At 71.7% G+C, this 18891-nt stretch carries 21 protein-coding genes; 10 read left to right on the top strand and 11 right to left on the bottom strand.

Annotated features, from left to right (window positions below):
- Window positions 1–2 precede the first annotated feature (2 nt).
- Window positions 3–536, bottom strand: a complete 534-nt coding sequence (locus IH26_RS0147115) for a dihydrofolate reductase family protein (RefSeq protein ID WP_030442846.1) — start codon at window positions 534–536, stop codon at window positions 3–5.
- Between the two features lie 106 nt (window positions 537–642).
- Between IH26_RS0147115 and IH26_RS0147120 the strand changes: the two genes are divergently transcribed.
- From IH26_RS0147120 to IH26_RS0147130, 3 genes are all read left to right on the top strand, one after another.
- Window positions 643–1881, top strand: coding sequence for an MFS transporter (locus IH26_RS0147120; RefSeq protein WP_030442847.1), 1239 nt, complete (start codon window positions 643–645; stop codon window positions 1879–1881).
- 123 nt (window positions 1882–2004) lie between these two features.
- On the top strand, window positions 2005–3411 hold the full coding sequence (gltX, locus tag IH26_RS0147125) for a glutamate--tRNA ligase (protein WP_030442848.1): 1407 nt from the start codon (window positions 2005–2007) through the stop codon (window positions 3409–3411).
- A gap of 342 nt (window positions 3412–3753) precedes the next feature.
- Window positions 3754–4413, top strand: coding sequence for a hypothetical protein (locus IH26_RS0147130; protein WP_030442849.1), 660 nt, complete (start codon window positions 3754–3756; stop codon window positions 4411–4413).
- Between the two features lie 125 nt (window positions 4414–4538).
- Here the strand turns inward: IH26_RS0147130 and IH26_RS0147135 are convergent, their stop codons facing one another.
- The 4 genes from IH26_RS0147135 to IH26_RS0147150 form a co-directional block, all read right to left on the bottom strand.
- Window positions 4539–5327 carry a hypothetical protein gene (locus IH26_RS0147135; protein ID WP_030442850.1) on the bottom strand — a complete coding sequence of 263 codons (789 nt, stop codon included), beginning with the start codon at window positions 5325–5327 and terminating at the stop codon, window positions 4539–4541.
- Window positions 5324–5800: a SigE family RNA polymerase sigma factor gene (locus tag IH26_RS0147140; protein ID WP_030442851.1), complete on the bottom strand. Its 477-nt coding sequence runs from the start codon at window positions 5798–5800 to the stop codon at window positions 5324–5326. The genes IH26_RS0147135 and IH26_RS0147140 overlap by 4 nt, the downstream gene beginning before the upstream one ends.
- Window positions 5801–5846: 46 nt before the next feature.
- On the bottom strand, window positions 5847–6398 hold the full coding sequence (locus IH26_RS0147145) for a TetR/AcrR family transcriptional regulator (RefSeq protein ID WP_030442852.1): 552 nt from the start codon (window positions 6396–6398) through the stop codon (window positions 5847–5849).
- Window positions 6399–6479: 81 nt separating this feature from the next.
- On the bottom strand, window positions 6480–6704 hold the full coding sequence (locus IH26_RS0147150; RefSeq protein ID WP_030442853.1) for a hypothetical protein: 225 nt from the start codon (window positions 6702–6704) through the stop codon (window positions 6480–6482).
- Between the two features lie 278 nt (window positions 6705–6982).
- Here IH26_RS0147150 and IH26_RS0147155 point away from each other — a divergent pair, with 278 nt between their 5' ends.
- The 5 genes from IH26_RS0147155 to fabF all read left to right on the top strand — a co-directional run bounded on the left by IH26_RS0147155 (window position 6983) and on the right by fabF (window position 11747).
- Window positions 6983–8194, top strand: coding sequence for a PucR family transcriptional regulator (locus IH26_RS0147155; protein ID WP_425394465.1), 1212 nt, complete (start codon window positions 6983–6985; stop codon window positions 8192–8194).
- A gap of 142 nt (window positions 8195–8336) precedes the next feature.
- The gene (locus IH26_RS0147160; protein ID WP_030442855.1) at window positions 8337–9269 is read left to right on the top strand and encodes an ACP S-malonyltransferase; all 933 of its coding nucleotides are present in this window, start codon (window positions 8337–8339) and stop codon (window positions 9267–9269) included.
- Window positions 9266–10219 (top strand): beta-ketoacyl-ACP synthase III, encoded by a 954-nt coding sequence (locus IH26_RS0147165; protein WP_030442856.1) that lies wholly within the window; start codon window positions 9266–9268, stop codon window positions 10217–10219. Before IH26_RS0147160 ends, IH26_RS0147165 begins: the two co-directional genes overlap by 4 nt.
- 60 nt (window positions 10220–10279) lie before the next feature.
- The gene (locus IH26_RS0147170; RefSeq protein WP_020516670.1) at window positions 10280–10522 is read left to right on the top strand and encodes an acyl carrier protein; all 243 of its coding nucleotides are present in this window, start codon (window positions 10280–10282) and stop codon (window positions 10520–10522) included.
- A 1-nt stretch (window position 10523) separates the two neighbouring features.
- The gene (fabF, locus tag IH26_RS0147175) at window positions 10524–11747 is read left to right on the top strand and encodes a beta-ketoacyl-ACP synthase II (protein ID WP_030442857.1); all 1224 of its coding nucleotides are present in this window, start codon (window positions 10524–10526) and stop codon (window positions 11745–11747) included.
- A 58-nt stretch (window positions 11748–11805) separates the two neighbouring features.
- Here fabF and IH26_RS0147180 read toward each other — a convergent pair whose 3' ends face one another.
- The 3 genes from IH26_RS0147180 to IH26_RS0147190 are packed head-to-tail and all read right to left on the bottom strand — an operon-like array spanning window position 11806 to window position 15039.
- Complete coding sequence (locus IH26_RS0147180; protein WP_157437770.1) at window positions 11806–12747, bottom strand: hypothetical protein; 942 nt, start codon at window positions 12745–12747, stop codon at window positions 11806–11808.
- 23 nt (window positions 12748–12770) lie between these two features.
- The gene (locus IH26_RS0147185; RefSeq protein WP_425394466.1) at window positions 12771–14489 is read right to left on the bottom strand and encodes a glycoside hydrolase family 3 protein; all 1719 of its coding nucleotides are present in this window, start codon (window positions 14487–14489) and stop codon (window positions 12771–12773) included.
- Between the two features lie 58 nt (window positions 14490–14547).
- Window positions 14548–15039 carry a DUF3145 domain-containing protein gene (locus IH26_RS0147190; RefSeq protein ID WP_030442860.1) on the bottom strand — a complete coding sequence of 164 codons (492 nt, stop codon included), beginning with the start codon at window positions 15037–15039 and terminating at the stop codon, window positions 14548–14550.
- A gap of 233 nt (window positions 15040–15272) precedes the next feature.
- On the opposite strand from IH26_RS0147190, the gene IH26_RS0147195 reads away from it, so the two are divergent.
- Window positions 15273–15599: a hypothetical protein gene (locus tag IH26_RS0147195; protein WP_030442861.1), complete on the top strand. Its 327-nt coding sequence runs from the start codon at window positions 15273–15275 to the stop codon at window positions 15597–15599.
- 716 nt (window positions 15600–16315) lie between these two features.
- On the opposite strand, the gene IH26_RS0147200 is transcribed toward IH26_RS0147195, so the two are convergent.
- The gene (locus IH26_RS0147200; protein ID WP_030442862.1) at window positions 16316–16936 is read right to left on the bottom strand and encodes a carbonic anhydrase; all 621 of its coding nucleotides are present in this window, start codon (window positions 16934–16936) and stop codon (window positions 16316–16318) included.
- A 193-nt stretch (window positions 16937–17129) separates the two neighbouring features.
- Between IH26_RS0147200 and IH26_RS0147205 the strand changes: the two genes are divergently transcribed.
- A complete protein-coding gene (locus tag IH26_RS0147205; RefSeq protein ID WP_034217640.1) occupies window positions 17130–18095 on the top strand; it encodes an alpha/beta fold hydrolase in 966 nt (321 codons plus the stop codon).
- Here IH26_RS0147205 and IH26_RS0147210 read toward each other — a convergent pair.
- Together IH26_RS0147210 and IH26_RS0147215 are read right to left on the bottom strand one after the other, a co-directional pair.
- Window positions 18092–18535 carry an SRPBCC domain-containing protein gene (locus IH26_RS0147210; RefSeq protein ID WP_030442864.1) on the bottom strand — a complete coding sequence of 148 codons (444 nt, stop codon included), beginning with the start codon at window positions 18533–18535 and terminating at the stop codon, window positions 18092–18094. The genes IH26_RS0147205 and IH26_RS0147210 overlap by 4 nt on opposite strands.
- The gene (locus tag IH26_RS0147215; protein WP_245666008.1) at window positions 18532–18855 is read right to left on the bottom strand and encodes an ArsR/SmtB family transcription factor; all 324 of its coding nucleotides are present in this window, start codon (window positions 18853–18855) and stop codon (window positions 18532–18534) included. Before IH26_RS0147215 ends, IH26_RS0147210 begins: the two co-directional genes overlap by 4 nt.
- Between the last annotated feature and the right edge of the window lie 36 nt (window positions 18856–18891).

Below are 18891 nucleotides of genomic sequence, written 5' to 3' on the forward strand. Positions count from 1 at the left end.
CCTCACGCCGGTACGTACGTGACCACCTCGACGCCGGTCGCGGTCGTCCAGCTGCCGGTGTGCTTCAGCGCGATCTTGGTACCGGCGTCCCAGAGCCGGCGGCCCTCGCCCTGCACCACCGGAAAGATCATGATCCGGTACTCGTCGATCAGGTTGTGCCGGGTCAGGTGGTTGACCAGCGAGGCGCTGCCGTTGATCAGCAGGTTGGCCGGCTCGGTCTTGAGCTTGGCCACCGCGTCGGCCACCTCGCCCGGCAGGAACGTCGCATTCCACTCCGGCTCGGTGAGCGTCGTGGTCGCGACGTGCTTGGGCATCGAGTTCATCTTCACGCCGAAGTCGCCGGTCGCCTCCTCCATCTGCGGCCAGGCGGCCTTGAAGCCCTCGTACGTCTTCCGGCCGAGCAGCAGCGCGTCCGCCTCGGCCAGGTTCCGCGCCTGCCAGTCGGACAGTTCTTCGTTGAAGTACGGCCCGCTCCACGCCGGCTCCTCGAAGACGCCGTCCAGCGTCGTGTACTCGACCGCCACGACCTTGCCCATCTCGTATCCCCCTTTTGTTTACCTATCGGTTAATTAGACCCGACCGGGCCTCTCGTCAAGCGGTCTGACATTCCGTAAGCTGCTCGCTACGGAGAGGAGGCTCTCGATGGCCCTCACGAGAACAGCCGCGCTCGCCGAGCCCGTCGTCCCGGTCCGGCGCGCCTGGATCGGCCTGCTCTTCGCCGCCAACCTGGGCCTCTGGATGGCGCTGTACACCCCGCTGCAGGTGCTGCTGCCCGAGCAGATCGAGGATCTCGGGGTCGGCCACAAGGAGATCTGGCTCGGCATCGTGACCGGCATCGGCGCGCTCATCGCGGTGGTGGTCAACCCGCTCGCCGGCGCGCTCTCCGACCGCACCCGGCCGCGCATCCTCGGCCGCGAGTACGGCCGGCGGCACATCTGGACCGCGGGCGGCGCACTGCTCGGCTGCGTCTCGCTGCTGGTGCTCGCGGTCGCGCCCAACCTCTTCTGGGTGACCGTCGGCTGGGGCGCCGCCAACATCGGGCTCAACATCATGCTGGCCACGCTCACCGCCGCGGTCCCCGACCGGGTGCCGGTCGCGCAGCGCGGCCTGGTCTCCGGCTGGATCGGCATGCCGGTCGCGCTCGGCCTGGTGCTCGGCGCCGTCCTGGTCACCACGGTGGTGACCACCCCGCCGCCGGGCTATCTGGTCGTCGCGGTCGGGCTGCTCCTGCTGGTCGCGCCGTTCGTGCTGCGGACGCCGGACGACCCGCTCGGCGACGTCGCGGTCCCCCGCTTCAACGTCAAGCTCGACCTGCGCGGCAACCCCGACTTCGCCTGGGCCTGGATCACCCGGTTCCTGGTCATGCTGGGCAACGCGCTCGGCACGCTCTACCTGCTCTACTTCCTCACCGACGCGGTCAAGCTGCACGATCCGGACACCGGCCTGCTGTACCTGATCCTGCTGTACACGGTCGGCATGATCGGCACCGCGATGCTCGGCGGCTGGCTCTCCGACCGGGCCGGCAAGCGCAAGATCTTTGTGATCTGGTCCGGCGTGCTGATCGCGATCGCCGCCACCCTGCTCGGCATCTGGCCCACCTGGCCGGTCGCCATGGTCGCCTCGGTGCTGTTCGGCGCCGGCTTCGGGGTCTACCTGGCGGTCGACACCGCGCTGGTCACCCAGGTGCTGCCGGCCGCCGCCGACCGGGCCAAGGACCTGGGCGTCATCAACATCGCGCCGTCCGCGTCGCAGGCGCTCGGCCCGGTGCTCGCCGCCCCGGTCGTCGCATATCTGGGCGGTTATCCGACGCTGTTCGCGCTCACCGCCCTCACTACTCTGGCCGGAGCCCTGGCCGTGGTGAAAATCCGTTCTGTCCCGTAAGGGCTCGTCTTCTGGATTCCGACGGGCTGCGGCGTGGCCCAGGCGGTGGCTGACGGCGGCCACCGCCTGGGCCTCGCCTCGCTCCCGCGCAATCCAGAAGACGAGCCCTTGTAGTCTGGTCGGGTGACTGTTCGCGTGCGTTTCGCCCCGTCCCCGACCGGCATGTTCCACGTCGGCGGCGCCCGCTCGGCGCTGCAGAACTGGATCTATGCCAAGCAGCACGACGGCGTCTTCGTGCTCCGCATCGAGGACACCGACGCCGCCCGGAACCGTCCCGAGTGGACCGAGGGCATTCTCTCCGCGCTCGACTGGATCGGCATCGAGCGGGGCACCTACGAGGGCCCGTATTACCAGTCGTCGTACGCTGCCGACCACGCCGCCGCGGCGACCCGCCTGTACGGCGAGGGCAAGGCGTACTTCTGCGACTGCAAGCGCGAGGACGTGATCGCGCGTACCGGTAACCAGCACACCGGCTACGACGGCTTCTGCCGCGACCGGGGGCTCGGCCCGGGCGAGGGCCGCGCGCTGCGCTTCCGCACCCCCGACGAGGGCGAGACCGTCGTCGAGGACCTGGTGCGCGGCAAGCCGACCTTCGAGAACAGGCTGATCGAGGATTTCGTCATCGCCCGCGCCGACGGCTCGCCACTGTTCCTGCTGGCCAACGTCGTCGACGACATGACCATGGGGATCACCCACGTGATCCGCGCCGAGGAGCACCTGCCCAACACCCCCAAGCAGCAGTTGCTGTGGGAGGCGCTGGGCCACACCCCGCCGGTCTGGGCGCACGTCCCGGTCATCGTCAACGAGAAGCGGCAGAAGCTCTCCAAGCGCCGCGACAAGGTCGCCCTGGAGTCGTACCGCGACGAGGGCTACCTGGCCGCCGCGATGAAAAACTACCTGATGCTGCTCGGCTGGGCACCGTCCGGCGACCGCGAGATCGTGCCCTGGTCGGTGATCGAGACCGAGTACCGCCTGGAGGACGTCAACCACGCGTCCGCGTTCTTCGACATCAAGAAACTGCGGGCGTTCAACGGCGACTACATCCGCGCGCTCGCCCCCGACGAGTTCGCCGCGGTCTGCGCGCCCTGGCTGACCGGCACCGAGACGATCCCGGCCCCGCCGTGGGATCCGGCCGCCTTCGACATTCAGGCCTTCACCGCGGTCGCGCCGCTCGCGCAGACGCGGATTGCGGTGCTGTCCGAGATCGTCGACTACGTCGATTTCCTCTTCCTCGACGAGCCGGCCCGCGACGAGGCCTCCTGGGCCAAGGCGATGAAGGGGGACGCCGCCGAGATCCTGGCGGCGACGGCCACCGCGTTCGAGGCGCTCGAGGTGTGGGCGGCCGAGCCGCTGAAGGCCGCGCTCGAGGAGGTCGGCCTGGCCCGCGAGCTCAAGCTCGGCAAGACTCAGGCACCCGTTCGGGTGGCGGTCACCGGCCGCTCGGTCGGCCTGCCGCTCTTCGAGTCCATCGAGGTTCTCGGCCGGGAGCGCACGCTGCGTCGGTTGCGCTCGGCGTTGGATTCCTTGTGAGTACGGGGTGACGTCGCTCACCCCGAAAACGTTGCTCGCGGTCGCTAATTTTTCGCCTTTATCGCATTCGACGCGCGGGGCGCCATCGCTTGCCGTCGTTCCGGTAACGAAACCCGCTGAGCGGGTGACCAGGCCCCCAAGAGCTTGAGCTGACTGGGTACTATTCGGCCGCTGATCAACGGCCGTAGTCGCCACGTCAGTCATCCCAGATGGCTCCAATTCGTCCGGCGCGAGATGCGCGTGGGCGATTGTCCGGGAAGGCTGAGGGTGCCGCGGCCGTGCCGCGAGTCACCGCCGCGGCGCGCGAAGCCATGTCCACCACGGGGCGGGGAGGCCGGGACGATGGTTCGAGGGGCGATAACACGCATCTGGTCGGCGGCCGGCGCGATCGCCGTGGCCGCCGCGCTGATCCTGGGGGCCGCCCCGGCGGCGCACGCGGCGCCGAAAGCTCCGCCCAAGCCGACCAGCATCCAGATCAAGGGCAAGGGCATTCCCGGTACGTTGATCGTCGAGCCGTCCGACGGCACCCGCCTCTTCGACGCGCTGCTCGCCGAGGTCAACTGGATGTACACGGCCAAGCCGCTGACCACCGCGCCCAAGGCGGACAAGCTTGGTCCGAAATACACGCTGACCGTGCTGGTCAAGAGCGCCCCGGTGCAGTTCTACGACCTGTACCCGGAGGCGGCCGGCGGCCCGCGCGCGCACCGCCCGTCCGGGGAGCCGGGCGCCAGCAAGCCCGAGGGCTGGTTCTACGGGCGGCTCACCATGGGCGAGACGCTGCGGCTGAGCGGCGTCCCGCTGCAGGCGAAACCGGACGTGATCAACGGCGGCATCGGCGGCGGCGCGGGCGAGAACATCAAGGTCGACGACCTCGACCCGGTCGCCGGGGTGAACAGCTTCCTCGGCCGCATGCGCGACCTGCTCCTGCTCAACGGCGCGGTGCTGATCGTCATCCTGTTCGGCCTGGCCGGCATGGCGTTCCTGATCCGCCGCAAGATCTGAGCGCGCCCCGCCGCAAGATCTGAGCGCACCACGCGGGACAGCCCGGCGGCCGCGCGCGGAGGGTGACCAACGACGGCGCGAGGCGCAGCAGCGGGGACCTGTCTGACCCGTACGATATAGCGGTTTTAGTCGTTTTCGGACGGTACGGGGACCTTGAAGGCCGGGCACGCCCCGGAGGACGGGCCGAAGCAGTCCTCGTTCCTGCCGAACGCGTCGAACAGGCGGCCGCCGGTGGCGACCTGCTCGATCTGCGCCCCGGTCAGGCCCGGCTTACCGGCCGCCGCGTCGGCACCGCCTCGCTCGCCGGTGGCCATCAGCGCGATCGTGCGGCCGTCCGAGAGTCGCCGCGCGATCGTCTGGTGCACCTGCCAGTCGTGGTCCGTCTCGTCGTCGTAGCGCACGTATTCCACGCCGGCCGGCGCCCACTCGACCGTGGCGCACCGGTGCGGCGCGGCCAGCACCGGGAAGCACAGGCCCTGGCCGGTGGCGTAGACGGCGACCGCCACCGTGCCCCGCGGCGTGCCGTCCTGGTCGGTCACCGAGTACTGCCGCCAGCCGTTGCCGCGCTCCGGCGGGCGCGGGTAGATGTGCTCCTTCCGGCCGTTGACCAGCGGCGCGAGCAGGCCGAGCACCGGATCGGCGACGGTCGACGGCATCGGCGCCGGCGTCGAACGGGCCGCGACGCGGGGTGACGCGGCCGGCCCGGTCCGGCTCGCCGTCGGCATCAGCGTGCTGGTCAGCGCGTAGCCGGCCGCCGCGATCACCGCGACCACCGCCAGGCCGCCCGCGATCAGGGCGTGAATGCGGCGGCGGTGCAGCCGGTCGGCGCGGCGGAAGATCTCGTCGATCTCGTCGCCGATCGCCGGCTCGCCGTCGAGGACGTGCTCGAGGAGCCGGCTCAGCGGCTGCGTCATCGGGCCAGCGCCGTTCGCGAGTCGGCCAGCAACTGCTCGAGCGCGGCCAGCCCGGCCCGCTCGTAGGCGTCCACCCGCTCGTCGTCGAGGTCGAGCATGGCGCCGACGGCGTCCACGTCGAAGCCGTCCCAGTGCCGCAGCACCAGCACCGCCCGGCAGCGCGGGGCCAGCTTGTGCAGCGCGTCGAGCACCAGGATCGACTCGGCCGCGACGCCTTCGGCGCCGGCCGCGGCCACGAAGACGTGCTCGCGACGGCGGTTGCGGCGGCGGCAGGCCTCCATCAGATCCGCGTACGCGTAGACGTCGGCGTCCGCGACCGCGCCGCGCCGGGTCCCGTCCACCACCCGGGCCAGGCAGGCCTCGGTGAGCTCGGTGGCCAGGTCCCAGTCGCCGCACATCAGGAACGCCGAACGGCGCAGGCTCGGGAGGCGGCTGGTCACGTACTCGCGCAGACCATCATCGTCGCCGGACATAGTCCCTTTATAGGAAAATATGCCTACGAGCACGTATGAATCGCCATCACGTCGCCCGGACGGCGACCTCCACCAGGCGTACGAGATCGGCCAGGTCCGCCTCGAACTCGCGCTCGGCCACCTCCCCGCGCGGCGCGGCCGGCAGCCCGCCGGTGACCTCGCCGGTCGCGTAGCCCAGCAGGAAGGCGCAGATCATCCGGGAGAGCCGGGGAGTCCGGTCGCCGGGCACGCCCGCGTCGTGCAGGATCCCGCGCAGCGCCGCGGTCAGCCAGGACGCCGAGGCGCCCGCCGCCGAGCGGTTGAGCAGCAGCGGGAAGGCGCCGGGATGGGCGTACGCGAGCCGGCGCACGGCCCGGCCGAGCGCGTGCAGCCGCCGGCGCCAGTCGCCGTCGCCCTCCTCGAGGGTCGTGCCCAGTTCCTGGTGCAGCAGGTCGACCAGCCCGTCCAGCAGCGCGTCCTTGCCACCCACGTACGGGTAGAGCGCCATCGAGGTCAGCCCGACCCGTTCGGCGACCGCGCGCATCGACATGGCGGCCAGGCCACGCTCGTCGACCAGCGCGAGCGCCTGGTCCAGGATCAGCCGTCTCTTGTCGTCCACAACCTCACCGTGTCGGGGTCGAGCCCCGGCTTTCCCGGGACGCGCCGGGCGGCTCACTCCGTCGGGTGAGCCCGGGTGAGCTCAGCACCAGCGGCCCGGGGGACGGCCGCGGCCGGCCGCCCGCCGACGCGGGCGCACGGCGCCGTGCAGATGAGCGCCCGCCCATCCACGCAGCTGCGTACGGCAGCCCATCCGGCTCGGTCCGGGCTCCGGCTCGTCCTCGACGGCCGCGGTGGCCATCGGCGGTGCGTCCTCGAGCGCTGGATCGACGTCGGCGCCCAACGGCACGTCGTCCCGTTCCGTCATCTCGCCTCCCCCAACTTCACGCGGTCTCACATCGGCAGCGCCGCCCCCGGCTTTACCCCTCGCGGAAGGGTGAGCCCGGCAACGCTAATGCGCAACCATGCCAGGTCACCGACCGAAATCGCGGGAGGGGCGCACCGCTATCCCGGCAATTACCCCGAATCGGTACATATACCCCGTCCATACCTCCCATATGCCCCGTGACCTGCGGAGTTGGGTCGGGCTGGGCGGAATCGGCCGAAGAGTTCCGGAACCGGCGCCCCGTGCCGCGACGTGGCACGCTGTGCTGCGTGGCAGAGAGCGTACGACCCTCCGGGACGGGGACGGCCAAGCCCCCGCTCGCCGCCACGCTGCGCCGCATCGAGCGCACGGCCGGGTCGCTCGCCAGCTCGGCGGTGGCCCGGATGGACGAGACGCTCCCCTGGTTCCGCGCTCTGCCCGCCGACCAGCGCTCCTGGGTCATGCTGGTCGCCCAGGCCGGCGTCCGCTCGCTGGTCGAGTGGCTGCGCTCGGGCGGCACCATGGCCACCACCACCCAGGAGATCTCCGACGAGGTGTTCGCGGCCGCGCCCCGCGCGCTGGCCCGCTCGATCACGCTGACCCAGGCGGTCCAGCTGATCAAGGTGACCATCGACGTCGCCGAGTCCGAGGTCGGCAACCTGGCCGCGGCCGGCGAGGAGGAGGCGCTGCTGCAGGCGATCCTCCGCTACTCCCGGGAGATCGCCTTCTCCGCCGCCCGGGTGTACGCCCGGGCCGCCGAGTCCCGCGGCGCCTGGGACGCCCGCCTGCAGGCCATGCTGGTCGACGCCCTGCTCCGCGGCGACTCCTCAGATGTGCTGGCCAGCCGGGCCGCGGCGCTGGGCTGGGCGGACGCTCCCCCGGTCGCGGTGGTGGTGGGCCGTTCGCCGGGCGGCGACCTGACCTCGGTGCTGCACGTCGTCTACCGGGCCGCCCGCCGGGCCCGGCTCGAGGTGATCGGCGGCGTGCACGGCGACCGGCTGGTCGTGGTGATGGGCGGGGTGACCGACCCGGCCGCCGGCGCCGCCGCGCTCGCCCCCAGCTTCGGCGAGGGCCCGATCGTGGTCGGCCCGGCGGTGCCCTCGCTCGACCAGGCCACCGAGTCGGCCCGGGCCGCGCTGGCCGGGTTCCGGGCGGCCGGCGCCTGGCCCGGCGTGCCCAGCCCGGTGGCCGCCGACGACCTGCTGCCCGAGCGGACGCTGGCCGGGGACATGGTGGCCCGCCGTACGCTCCGGCACGACGTCTACGGCGCACTCAGCAAGGCCGGCGGCGGCCTGCTGGAGACCCTTGACGCGTTCTTCGCGGCCGGCGGGGTGCTGGAGAGCGCCGCCCGGGAGCTCTACGTCCACCCGAACACCGTGCGCTACCGGCTCAAACGCGTCGCCGAGGTGACCGGCCTGTCCCCGCTCGACGGCCGGGACGCGTTCGCGCTGCGGCTAGCCATGACGATCGGGCGGCTCGACCCTGCGAGCTAAATCACCCGGCGCACTCGCGTTTCCGGTCCGTACAAATGGGGCTTAATGGGGGTCGTTTTGTAGGATCCCTACAACGGGGGTCGTAGGGTTTCGTTGCCGCCGTGCACCCCGCCAGCCCGCCGCATCCGGAAGAGTCAGAACCGTGCTCGCCGTCCTCTCGCCCGGCCAGGGCTCCCAGAAGCCCGGCTTCCTGACCCCGTGGCTCGACCTGCCCGGTACCGAGTCCCGCCTGCGGGAGTGGTCCGACCGCTGCGGGGTCGACCTGCTGCACCTCGGCACCCAGGCCGGCGCTGAGGAGATCAAGGACACCGCCCGGACCCAGCCGCTGCTGGTCGCCGCCGCGCTGCTCGCCGCCGAGCAGTTGCCGCTGGAAGAGGTCGGCCTGGTCGCCGGCCACAGCGTCGGTGAGCTGGGCGCCGCCGCGATCGCCGGGGTGTTCCCGGCCGACGCCGCGATCACCTTGGCCGGCGTGCGCGGCCGGGAGATGGCCGCCGCCTGCGCCCTCGAACCCACCGGGATGAGCGCCGCCCTCGGCGGCGACCCCGATGACGTGGTCGCCACCATCGAGCGGCACGGACTCTACCCGGCCAACCGCAACGGCGCCGGCCAGATCGTGGCGGCCGGTTCGCTGGACGGGCTGGCCAAGTTCGCCGCCGAGCCGCCGGCCAAGGCGCGGGTCATCGCGCTGCAGGTGGCCGGGGCGTTCCACACGCCGTACATGAAACCGGCCGAGACCGCGCTCGGCGCGATCGCCGGCGACATCGCGGTCGCCGAGCCGGTCCGCACCCTGCTCTCCAACCTGGACGGCGCCGCCGTCGCACGGGGCGGCGAGATGCTTCAGCGCCTGGTACGCCAGGTCACCGCGCCGGTCCGCTGGGACCTGTGCATGCGCACGATGAAGGACCTCGGCGTGACGGGGATCGTCGAGCTGCCGCCGGCCGGCACCCTGGCCGGCCTGGTCAAGCGCGAGCTCAAGGGCGAGGGCGCGCCGGAGATCGTCACCCTGAACACGCCGGACGACCTGCCCGCGGCCCGCGACCTGATCGCCCGGCACGGCAATGGAGGAGCAGCATGACAGCCGCGGGTTCCCGCATCGTCGCGCTCGGGCACTACCAGCCCTCGCGCATCGTCACCAACGACGACCTGGCCAGCACGATCGACACCAACGATGCGTGGATCAAGGACCGGGTGGGCATCGCCGAGCGGCGCATCGCCGGCGCCGAGACGGTCGCCGACATGGCCACGTACGCCGCGGAGAAGGCGCTGGCCGGCTCCGGGCTGAGCGCGGCCGACATCGACCTGGTCACGGTGGCCACCTGCTCGTCGATCGACCGCTGCCCGAACGTCGCGACCCGGGTCGCCGCCCGGCTCGGGGTGACCGCGCCGGCCGCGTACGACCTGAACACCGCGTGCTCCGGCTTCTCGTACGCGCTGGGCACCGCCGACCACGCGATCCGGGCCGGCGCGGCGCGCAACGCCATCGTGATCGGCGCCGAGAAGCTCTCCGACCTGACCGACTGGACCGACCGCACCACCGCCGTGCTGTTCGGCGACGGCGCCGGCGCGGCCGTGGTCAGCGCGGTCCAGGACGCCGAGGAGGCGGGCGTCGGCCCGGTGCTCTGGGGCTCGGCGCCGGACAAGGGCGACGTCCTGCGGATCGAGGGCTGGCAGCCGTACATCCAGCAGGAGGGACAGATCGTCTTCCGCTGGGCCACCACCGCGCTCGCCCCGTTCGCCCGGGAGACCTGCGAGAAGGCCGGGGTCGAGATCGCCGAGCTGGCCGCGTTCATCCCGCACCAGGCCAACGCCCGGATCATCGACGGCATCGTCAAGCGCCTGGGCCTCGGCCCGGAGGTGGTCGTCGCCAAGGACCTGGTCGAGTCCGGCAACACCTCGGCGGCGAGCATCCCGCTGGCCCTGTCCAAGCTGGTCGAGCGGCGGGAGGTGCCCTCGGGCGCCCCTGTACTGCTGTTCGGCTTCGGCGGCGGCCTCACCTACGCCGGCCAGGTCGTGCGCTGCCCCTGACGGGCACGCCGGCCCGGCCGGAAGCACCTCACCACCATTCTGAGAGGAAGCACCAAGAAGATGGCAACTCGCGAAGAAATCACTTCCGGCCTCGCCGAGATCCTGGAGGAGGTCGCCGGGGTCAACCCGGACGACGTCGCCGAGGAGAAGTCCTTCACCGACGACCTGGACGTCGACTCGCTGTCCATGGTCGAGGTCGTGGTGGCCGCCGAGGAGAAGTTCGGCGTCAAGATCCCCGACAACGAGGTGCAGAACCTGAAGACCGTTGGCGACGCCGTTTCCTACATCGAGGCGAATCACTGACATGACTACCGTCGACGTCGTCGTCACCGGGCTCGGCGCGACCACCCCGTTGGGCGGGGACGTCGCGTCCACCTGGGACGCCATGGTGGCCGGCCGCTCCGGGGTGGGTTCGCTCACCTCGGAGTGGGCGGCCCAATTGCCCGTACGCATCGCCGCCGAGCTCGCGGTGGAGCCGTCCGAGGTCCTCGAGCGGGTGCGCCTGCGCCGGCTCGACCGCTCGGAGGCGCTCGCCCTGATCGCCGCCCAGCAGGCCTGGGCCGAGGCCGGCCTGGAGGGCGCGGTCGACAACGAGCGCCTCGCCGTCAGCTTCGGCAGCGGCATCGGCGGGGCCACCACGCTGCTCAACCAGGACGACATCCTGGAGCAGTCCGGCCCCCGCCGGGTCAGCCCGCACACCGTGCCCATGCTCATGCCGAACGGCCCGGCCGCCTACGTGGGCCTGGAGTTCGGCGCGCGGGCCGGCGTGCGCGCCATGGCCAGCGCGTGCGCCACCGGCGCGGAGGCGCTGGCCCTGGGCCTGGATCTGATTCGTCTGGGCCGGGCCGACGTGGTGATCGCCGGCAGCACCGAGGCCGTGATCCACCCGCTGCCGATCGCCGGCTTCGCCTCGATGCGCGCCATGTCGACGCGCAACGACGACCCGGAGCGGGCGTCCCGCCCCTGGGACAAGAACCGGGACGGGTTCGTCCTCGGCGAGGGCGCCGGGGCGATCATCCTGGAGCGTGCCGACCACGCCGCCGCGCGCGGCGCCCGGGTCATCGCGAGATTCGCCGGCGCCGGGGTCACCTCGGACGGGTACGACATCGTCCAGCCCGACCCGGAGTGCCGCGGCGGCATCCGCGCCATGCGGATGGCGATTCAGGACGCCGGCCTGACCGGGGCCGACATCAAGCACGTCAACGCCCACGCGACCTCGACCCCGGTCGGCGACATGGGCGAGATCAAGGGCATCCGGACCGCGATCGGCGACCACCCGGTGATCACCTCGACCAAGTCGATGACCGGTCACCTGCTCGGTGCGGCCGGCGCGCTCGAGTCGATCGCCACCATCCTGGCCATCCGGGACAGCGTGGTTCCTCCCACGATCAACCTGGACGACCCGGACGACGGGCTGGACCTGGACGTGGCCGCGCTCAAGCCGCGCCAGCTGGACATCCCGGCCGCGATCAACAACTCGTTCGGCTTCGGCGGCCACAACGTGGCCGTGGTCTTCACCCGCCCCTGACGGTTTTCGCGTACGAGTTTCGCGTACGAAGGGAGCGCCCGGCCGGGCGCTCCCTTTCTCACACCAGCGTCACCTTGATCCCGGAGGCGGTCGCCTGGGCGCCCCCGGTGAGCTTGAACGGGATGTCACCGCCGCCGAACTTGGACTGGCCGTTGTTGTCGACGTAGCTGGCCGTCCAATGCGCCTTGCCGTTCGCGTTGTCGGAGAAGGTGACGGCCGGGCCGCCCGCGTTGGTCACCTGCGGCTCGACCGCCGGGTACTTCGTGATCGACCACTGCACGGTGCCGCTGCGGGCGTCGAGCCAGAACGGGCAGCCCGGCGTCTTCGGGCGGGTGCTGGCGGCGCACGCGTCCAGTTCCTGGCGCACCTGGCGGCGGATCTCGGCGGGGGCACTCGGGACCAGCTTGGCCGCCTCGAAGTTCGCCGTGGCGGTCTCGCCGCCCGTTCCCGCGCTCGGCGTGGCCGACAGCGTCGCCCCGTCGAACAACCTGTTCCCGCCGACCGTCACCTGGTACGACCCGGGGAAGACGGTGACGTTGAGGTCGTCGCTGCCCATCTTGACGCCGTTGACCGAGACCGGCCGCCCCTGCACCCCGGTGACCGCCAGCTGGACGAGCACGTCGCGCAGGCGCTTGCCGTCGCTGGACAGGGCGATGTTCTGCTGCACGGTCGCCCCGTGCGCCTGGTAGGTCACGTCCACGAACGGCAGTCCGTCCTGCAGCCGGGGCTTGCCGTACTGCACGCCGGCCGGGCGGTAGGCGGCACCCAGCGCGGCGTTGGACAGCAGCGGGCCGCCGGCCGGATCGGTGCCCGGCACCGCCTCGAGGAGGCTCACGGCCGTCTTCGCGTCGCCCGCGGTCAGCGCGCTGAAGAAGGCCTGCACCGTGGACGCGGCGGCGACCGCGTTCCCGCTCGGGGCGTCGCCGCCGGACTTGCCGCACCCGGAGACGAGGACGATCACCGCCAGCATCGTGGAAACAGCGCGGCCACGCCTGGTCATCCGTCTCCCTTTCGGCCGCTCACTCACCGACAGGCCGTGGCCGGCAGCCCAGGGACGGCGACCGGAGACCGGCCGGTCGCCTTCGCCGTCCCGGCGAGCAAGCCGGCCAGGGCGGTCAGCGACAGTTTGCTCGATGAGTACGTGGCGATCAAGGTGGGCGACGTGGCGGAGGCCAACAGGTATGGAGTATCCATCATGACCGTCACCGTCGCAGTCGGATCAAGGTCGACGGCGCTGTCCCCGTACCCGACGAGGTGGATGACCTGACCACCCGCGGCCTGGACCTTCGCACCCGCCGCCTGCAGGGCGCGCACGAGGTTGACCCGGGCGACCTCGCGGCCCTCGGAGGCGGTGACCGTGACCGGCCCGCTGAGCAACGGCCCCTGACACGACCCGCGCAGGACGGTCACCGACGCGGCGTCCAACGCCGCGACCGCCTGCTGGTGGGCGGGCGTGCCGATCACCTCGAGACCCTTGTCGGGTACGGCCCGGCTCTTCAGCGCCATGATCCGGGTGACCGCCTCGACCAGCCGCGCCCGCTTGAGCTCGCCGCTCTTGAGCGCGGCCAGGATCCCGTCCCGGGCCGCGGCGATGTCCGGCGGCATCAGCAGCATGTCGTTGCCGGCGTTCAGCGCCCGCACGGCGGCCTCGCCGGGCGGCCACTTCATCGCCGGCGGCATGTTCATCGCGTCGGTGATCGCCACGCCGGCGAACTTCAGCGTCCCGCGCAGTTCGCCGGTCATCACCTTGGGCGAGAAGGTGGCCGGCGTGCCCTTGTCCAGCGCCTGGACGTCCAGGTGACCGGACATCACCACGCCCGCGCCGGCCTGCACCCCGGCCTGGAACGGCGGCAGGTCCTGCGCCCGCCACTGCGCGGCGGTCTGCGCCACCACGGGCAGCGTCGCGTGGCTGTCCCCGCTGGTGTGCCCGTGCCCCGGGAAGTGCTTGAGCCCGGCCGTGACGCCGCCCGCCTGCAGCCCGCGCACGGCCGCCGCGACTTGGGCGGCGTTCGCCTTGGCGTCGCCGCCGAACGACCGCGAGCCGATCACGGTGTTGGCCGGCGGCCCGAGCGTGTCCGCGTCCGGCGCGAAGTCCACGGTGATGCCCATCGCGGACAGTTCCTCGCCGGCCGCCCGCCAGGCCGCCTCGGTCAGCGCCGGGTTGCCCGCGGCGCCGGCCGCCATCGCCGAGGGCAGCGCCGTCACACCCTGGGTGATCCGGGTGACCACGCCGTACTCCTGATCGGTGCCGATCGTCAGCGGCGGGATCCCGGCCTGCCGGGCGGCGGCCTGCAGCCCGTCGGTGAGCTTGCGGACCTGCTGCGGGTTCTCCACGTTGGTCGTCGCGTTGGTGGAGCCGGTCGGATCCTGCGCGCTGAAGCCGACCAGGATCAGCCCGCCGAGGTGGAACTTGGCGACCATCTCGGCGGGAGTGTCCACGCCGGCCAGGTTGCGGTTGCCCGCGGCCGACGTCTTGTCCACGGTGGTCGCGTCGCTGCCGTACGCGTACGGCATGAGCACCTGCCCGGCCAGGTCGGCGTCGCTCATGGCGGCGGGATCGGTGACCGCCTGCGGGCTGGCGGTCTGCTCCTGCACAGCCGGCGCGCTCGATGGCGCTGCGCCCGATTTGTCGGCCTTTTTCTCCCCGCAGGCCGTCACCAGCAGCAGGGGGATCGCCAAGGCGAGTCCTAGTCTCCGCATCACGCCCGACATCGAAGCAGTCTGTGCCCTACTGCGCAAAATAGTCCTCGGTGTCTGATTCACTGGACGCGCGGCTCGCCGCCGCCGGGGCCCGGCCCGCTCAACCCACCCGGGTGAGCAGGGTGACCGGCGCGCCGTCGCCGGCGTACCGGTACGGCTCGAGCTCGGCGTCCCACGCCGCGCCCAGCGCCTTTTCCAGGGCATGCGAAAGAGCCTCCGGCGCTCGCGCGGAGGCCATGATCGAGCGCAACCGGTCCTCGCCGATCTGGATGTCCCCCGAAGCGCCCATGATCCCGTGGAAGAGGCCCCGACCAGGCACGTGCATGAACCGCTCGCCGTCCACGCCCGGACTGGGTTCCTCGGTCACCTCAAAACGGATCATGGGCCACTGCCGGAGGGCAGCAGCCAGCTCGGCGCCGGTCCCGGCCCGCCCGGTCCAGCTGCACTCGGACCGCCGCGCGCCGGGATCAACCGGCTGCGTGGTCCAGTGCAGATTGACCGGCGCGGTCAGGACGCGCGCGATCGCCCACTCGACGTGCTGGCACACGGCAAGTGGGGTCGAGTGGACGTATACGACGCCACGCGTTGGCACGGTGACCTCCCGGAGACCGAGGTGCGTCTTCCCCTACGACCTCGACCGCGGTTGATCGTGTCCCATGATGCCGGTTGGTACTGATGGTGCGCCAGAGAATCGGCAACATCGACATCGGAACTGCCGTAGTGGCCCACCCATCACAACGGCCGGACCTGCTCTCACGGCACGGTCCTCGCGTCATCGTGTAGAGTTGCCACGGCCTTTTTTCTGTTTCCTCAAGGAGTACCGCCGTGGCGAGCAACACCTCCAAGACCGCCCGCGCATCAGTCCGCGCCGGCCAGAGCACCGGCGGCGCCCTCAGCGTGCTCGGTGAGTACAAGTACCTCATCCCGCTCGCCAACGGCCGCTTCGCCTACGTGCGCAACCTGACCAACGGCAAGACCGCGCACCTCAAGACCGACTCCGACGCCTTCGTCGAGGAGATCCGCACGCTGGCCGCCGCCGGCCACGGTGCGAAGATCCGCGCCGAGCTCGCTGCGCTCGAGTCCGCCAACCCCCAGCACGGCTGGGCCGCCACCGAGAAGCGCCTGGCCGAGGCCGGCGTCTTCGAGGGCTGAAACCCACCACGAATCAGGCGCCCCGGCCCACCGGCGGCGCCTTTTTCGCACCCATTGATCATCATCCCAAAAGATCAACCCCCACGCGAACAACGACAAATCCGCATAAAGTACGCGTTCCGCCCGCCCCGTCGCGTCCCACCCGCCCTCCAGGCCACCACTGGGAACGCCAACTCATCAACATCGCCACCCACCCGTCGAGGGTGAAGCTTCCCCGCGCGCCCCGAACCCGAACTTCCCAAGATCTAGGCGGCGCGGGCGAAGAGTGGTGAGTTCGTGCGCGAACCACGCACACTCGGCGCCCAGCCAAACGACACTCTCAGCGAAACGGGCGGCAGCACGCTCAGCCACGCACTCCCGGGCCATGGCAACCCAGCGCAGCCACACTCACAGCGCAACAGGCGGCAGCACGCTCAGCCACGCACCCCCGGCCATGGCAACCCAGCGCACCCACACTCACAGCGCAACAGGCGGCAGCACGCTCAGCCACGCACCCCCGGCCATGGCAACCCAGCCAACCACGCCCGAAGCGCCATAGGCGGCGCCGCACCAGCCATGCAGCCGCCCGGCCCGGCCTGAAGCGACCACCCGGCGGGACAAAGCAGCGAGCGCACCCCTGCCCACCACTTCAGCCCGGCGGTCGCGCTACGGCCCCGAGTCGCACCCAGCCCGCGCGGTGCACCGTCGACCCGGTAAAACCGTACGATATCTGGCTTTTAAGGCAGTAGATCCACCAGACCGGTGTCGAGGTCGTAAACCGCCCCCACGACCTCCACCCGATCCGCCGCGACCGCTGCCGGAATGCCCTCGATGTCGTGCATACGGGACACCGTCGCGGCCACATGGGCGCGCATCGCCTTGGCCGCCACCTCCGGATCGTCCAGGCCGACCGACAGGACCGCGGGGGCGATCTGGTCCACCAGGTACCCGATGTCGCCGCCCGGCCGGTGGTCGGTACGCAGGGCGTCGATCGTCGACTGGACCGCGCCGCAGCGCTTGTGGCCGAGCACCATGATCAGCGGGACGCCCAGCTTAGCGACCGCGAAGTCGACGGAGCCCAGGACCGCCCGGTCGACCACGTGGGCGCCGGAGCGGACCACGCAGATGGAGCCGAAGGTCTGGTCGAAGATCGCTTCGAGGGGGACCCGGGAGTCGATGCAGCCGAGCACGACCGCGTGCGGCTGCTGGCTGCCGGAGGCCGCCGCGGCGGCGGAGACCCGGTGGCCGTGCTCGGGGCGGCCGCTCACGAAGCGCTTGTTGCCGGCGACCAGTTCGGCGAGTGCGTCGGAGGGGCTGGTGATCGGCGGCGCCGGCGGGGCCGACGGGTCGGTGGTCATGCCGAAATTCTCGCCGAGTTGTGCCGTCGGGGCAGCGAGTGCGAGCCATCTCACGGAACGCGATGGACGAGCGGGTTGCGACCCCTCGGGCAAATGGCCATAAATCCGCCTTGAACAGTGGCCGTGCGGCCGATCACGAGTGATGATTGCTACCCGTGGGTACAACGGGGCCGTGCAACACGCGGAGGTGCCCATGTCCGAGCGATTCCTGCTCACGCTGGCTGACGGCGTCCCCCTCTGCGTGCAAGCCTGGGGTCCGGCCGACGCCCCGGTCACCGTGGTCCTGCTGCACGGCTGGTGCCTGCACCGGCGCACCTGGCATCACCAGATCGCGGCCCTGCTGAGGCTGCCGCAGCCACCCCGGATCATCGCGTACGACGCCCGCGGGCACGGCCGCTCGGGCGCGACCCGGCTGACGTCGGCGACGCTGGGCCAGCTCGGCGACGATCTCGCCGAGGTGCTGCGGCGGCTGGTGCCGCGCGGGCCGGTGGTGCTGGCGGGGCACTCGATGGGCGGCATGACGATCATGGAGTACGCGCACGGTCACCCGATCGAGTTCGCCGAGCGGGTGGCCGGGCTGCTCTTCGTGTCGACGACCGCCGAGGGCACCGCGCACACGCAGTACGGCCTGCCGCCGCGGCTGGCCGCGCTGATGCGGGCCGGCGAGACGCTGGGCGCGGGCGTGCTGGCCCACTCGGGCGCCTGGCGGCCGCATCGCGCGCTGCTGCCGGCGCTGCGCCCGGCCCTGCGCTGGCTGCTGTTCGGCGACGAGTACGAGGACGCCGCCCTCCGGATGACCATCAAGTGCGTGGGCCGGACGTCGCTGCGCTCGATCGGCGGCTTCCGCGCCTCGATCGGCGAGCAGCAGCGGCTCGACACGCTCGCCCGGCTCGGCGACGTGCCGGCCGCGGTGCTGGTCGGCGATCGGGACCGGCTCACTCCGCCGCCGTGCGCGGAGGGGATCGCCGACGCGCTGCCCGGCACCGAGCTGACCGTCTTCCCCGGGGCCGGGCACATGCTGATCCTCGAGCGGCACGCCCAGGTGTCGGCCACGCTGGCCGGCATCGTCGAGCGGGCCGGGGCCAGCACGCCGGGCGAGCGGCACCGCCGGGCCAAGCGGGCGCGCAAGGGCGGCGAGGTGGGCGGGAGGGCCGCCTAGAGCGACTTGGCCAGGGCGTCCATCAGGTCCTCGGTGCCCTGCTTGCGCTGCGCCGGGTTGTCCAGCCCGTCCAGGTAGACGCCCTGCTCGGTGAGCGTGAAGTCGGTGCCGCCGGCGCCGGCGCGCAGCTCGATGGTGGCGACGGAGACCGAGATACGCTGCCCGTTCATGGCCATCTCGTACGTGTAGACGATGCGCTGCTCCGGCACGATGTCCGTATAAGTCGCGATATATCCGTACGTAGTGGTGTCGAACACCGTCTCCATCGTTTCGCGTCCGCCCTCGCGGAAGTCGAACGACTCTCGCCTGGTCGCCTCCGGGATGCCGAACCACTTGGCCTTGGCCCCGGGGTCGGCGAAGGCGCGGAAGACCCGGGCGGGCTCGGCGTCGAAGTGCCGGTCGATGCGGAACGTGTCGTGGACTGCGGAACGCTCGGTCACTGCTCTTCCTCCTGCAGAAATCGTTCGAGTCGATCGAGGCTGCTCACCCATCCGGCCCGGCGGTCGGCGATCCACTGCTCGGCCGCCTGCAGCGCGGCCGGCTGCAGGCGGCAGGTGCGGACCCGGCCGACCTTCTCCGAGCGGACCAGGCCGCTCTCCTCCAGCACGCGCAGGTGCTGGAGCACGGCCGGCAGCGACATGGTGAGCGGCTCGGCCAGTTGCTTGACGGTGGCCGGGCCGCGGCTGAGCCGGTCGACCATCGTGCGGCGGCTGCCGTCGGACAGGGCCGCGTACATCAGGTCGAGCTGATGGTTAAGCACTCGCTTAAGTATCCGCGCCGCAACCCACCTGTCAAG

Source organism: Actinoplanes subtropicus (genome assembly GCF_000721705.1).
Taxonomy (GTDB): domain Bacteria; phylum Actinomycetota; class Actinomycetes; order Mycobacteriales; family Micromonosporaceae; genus Actinoplanes; species Actinoplanes subtropicus.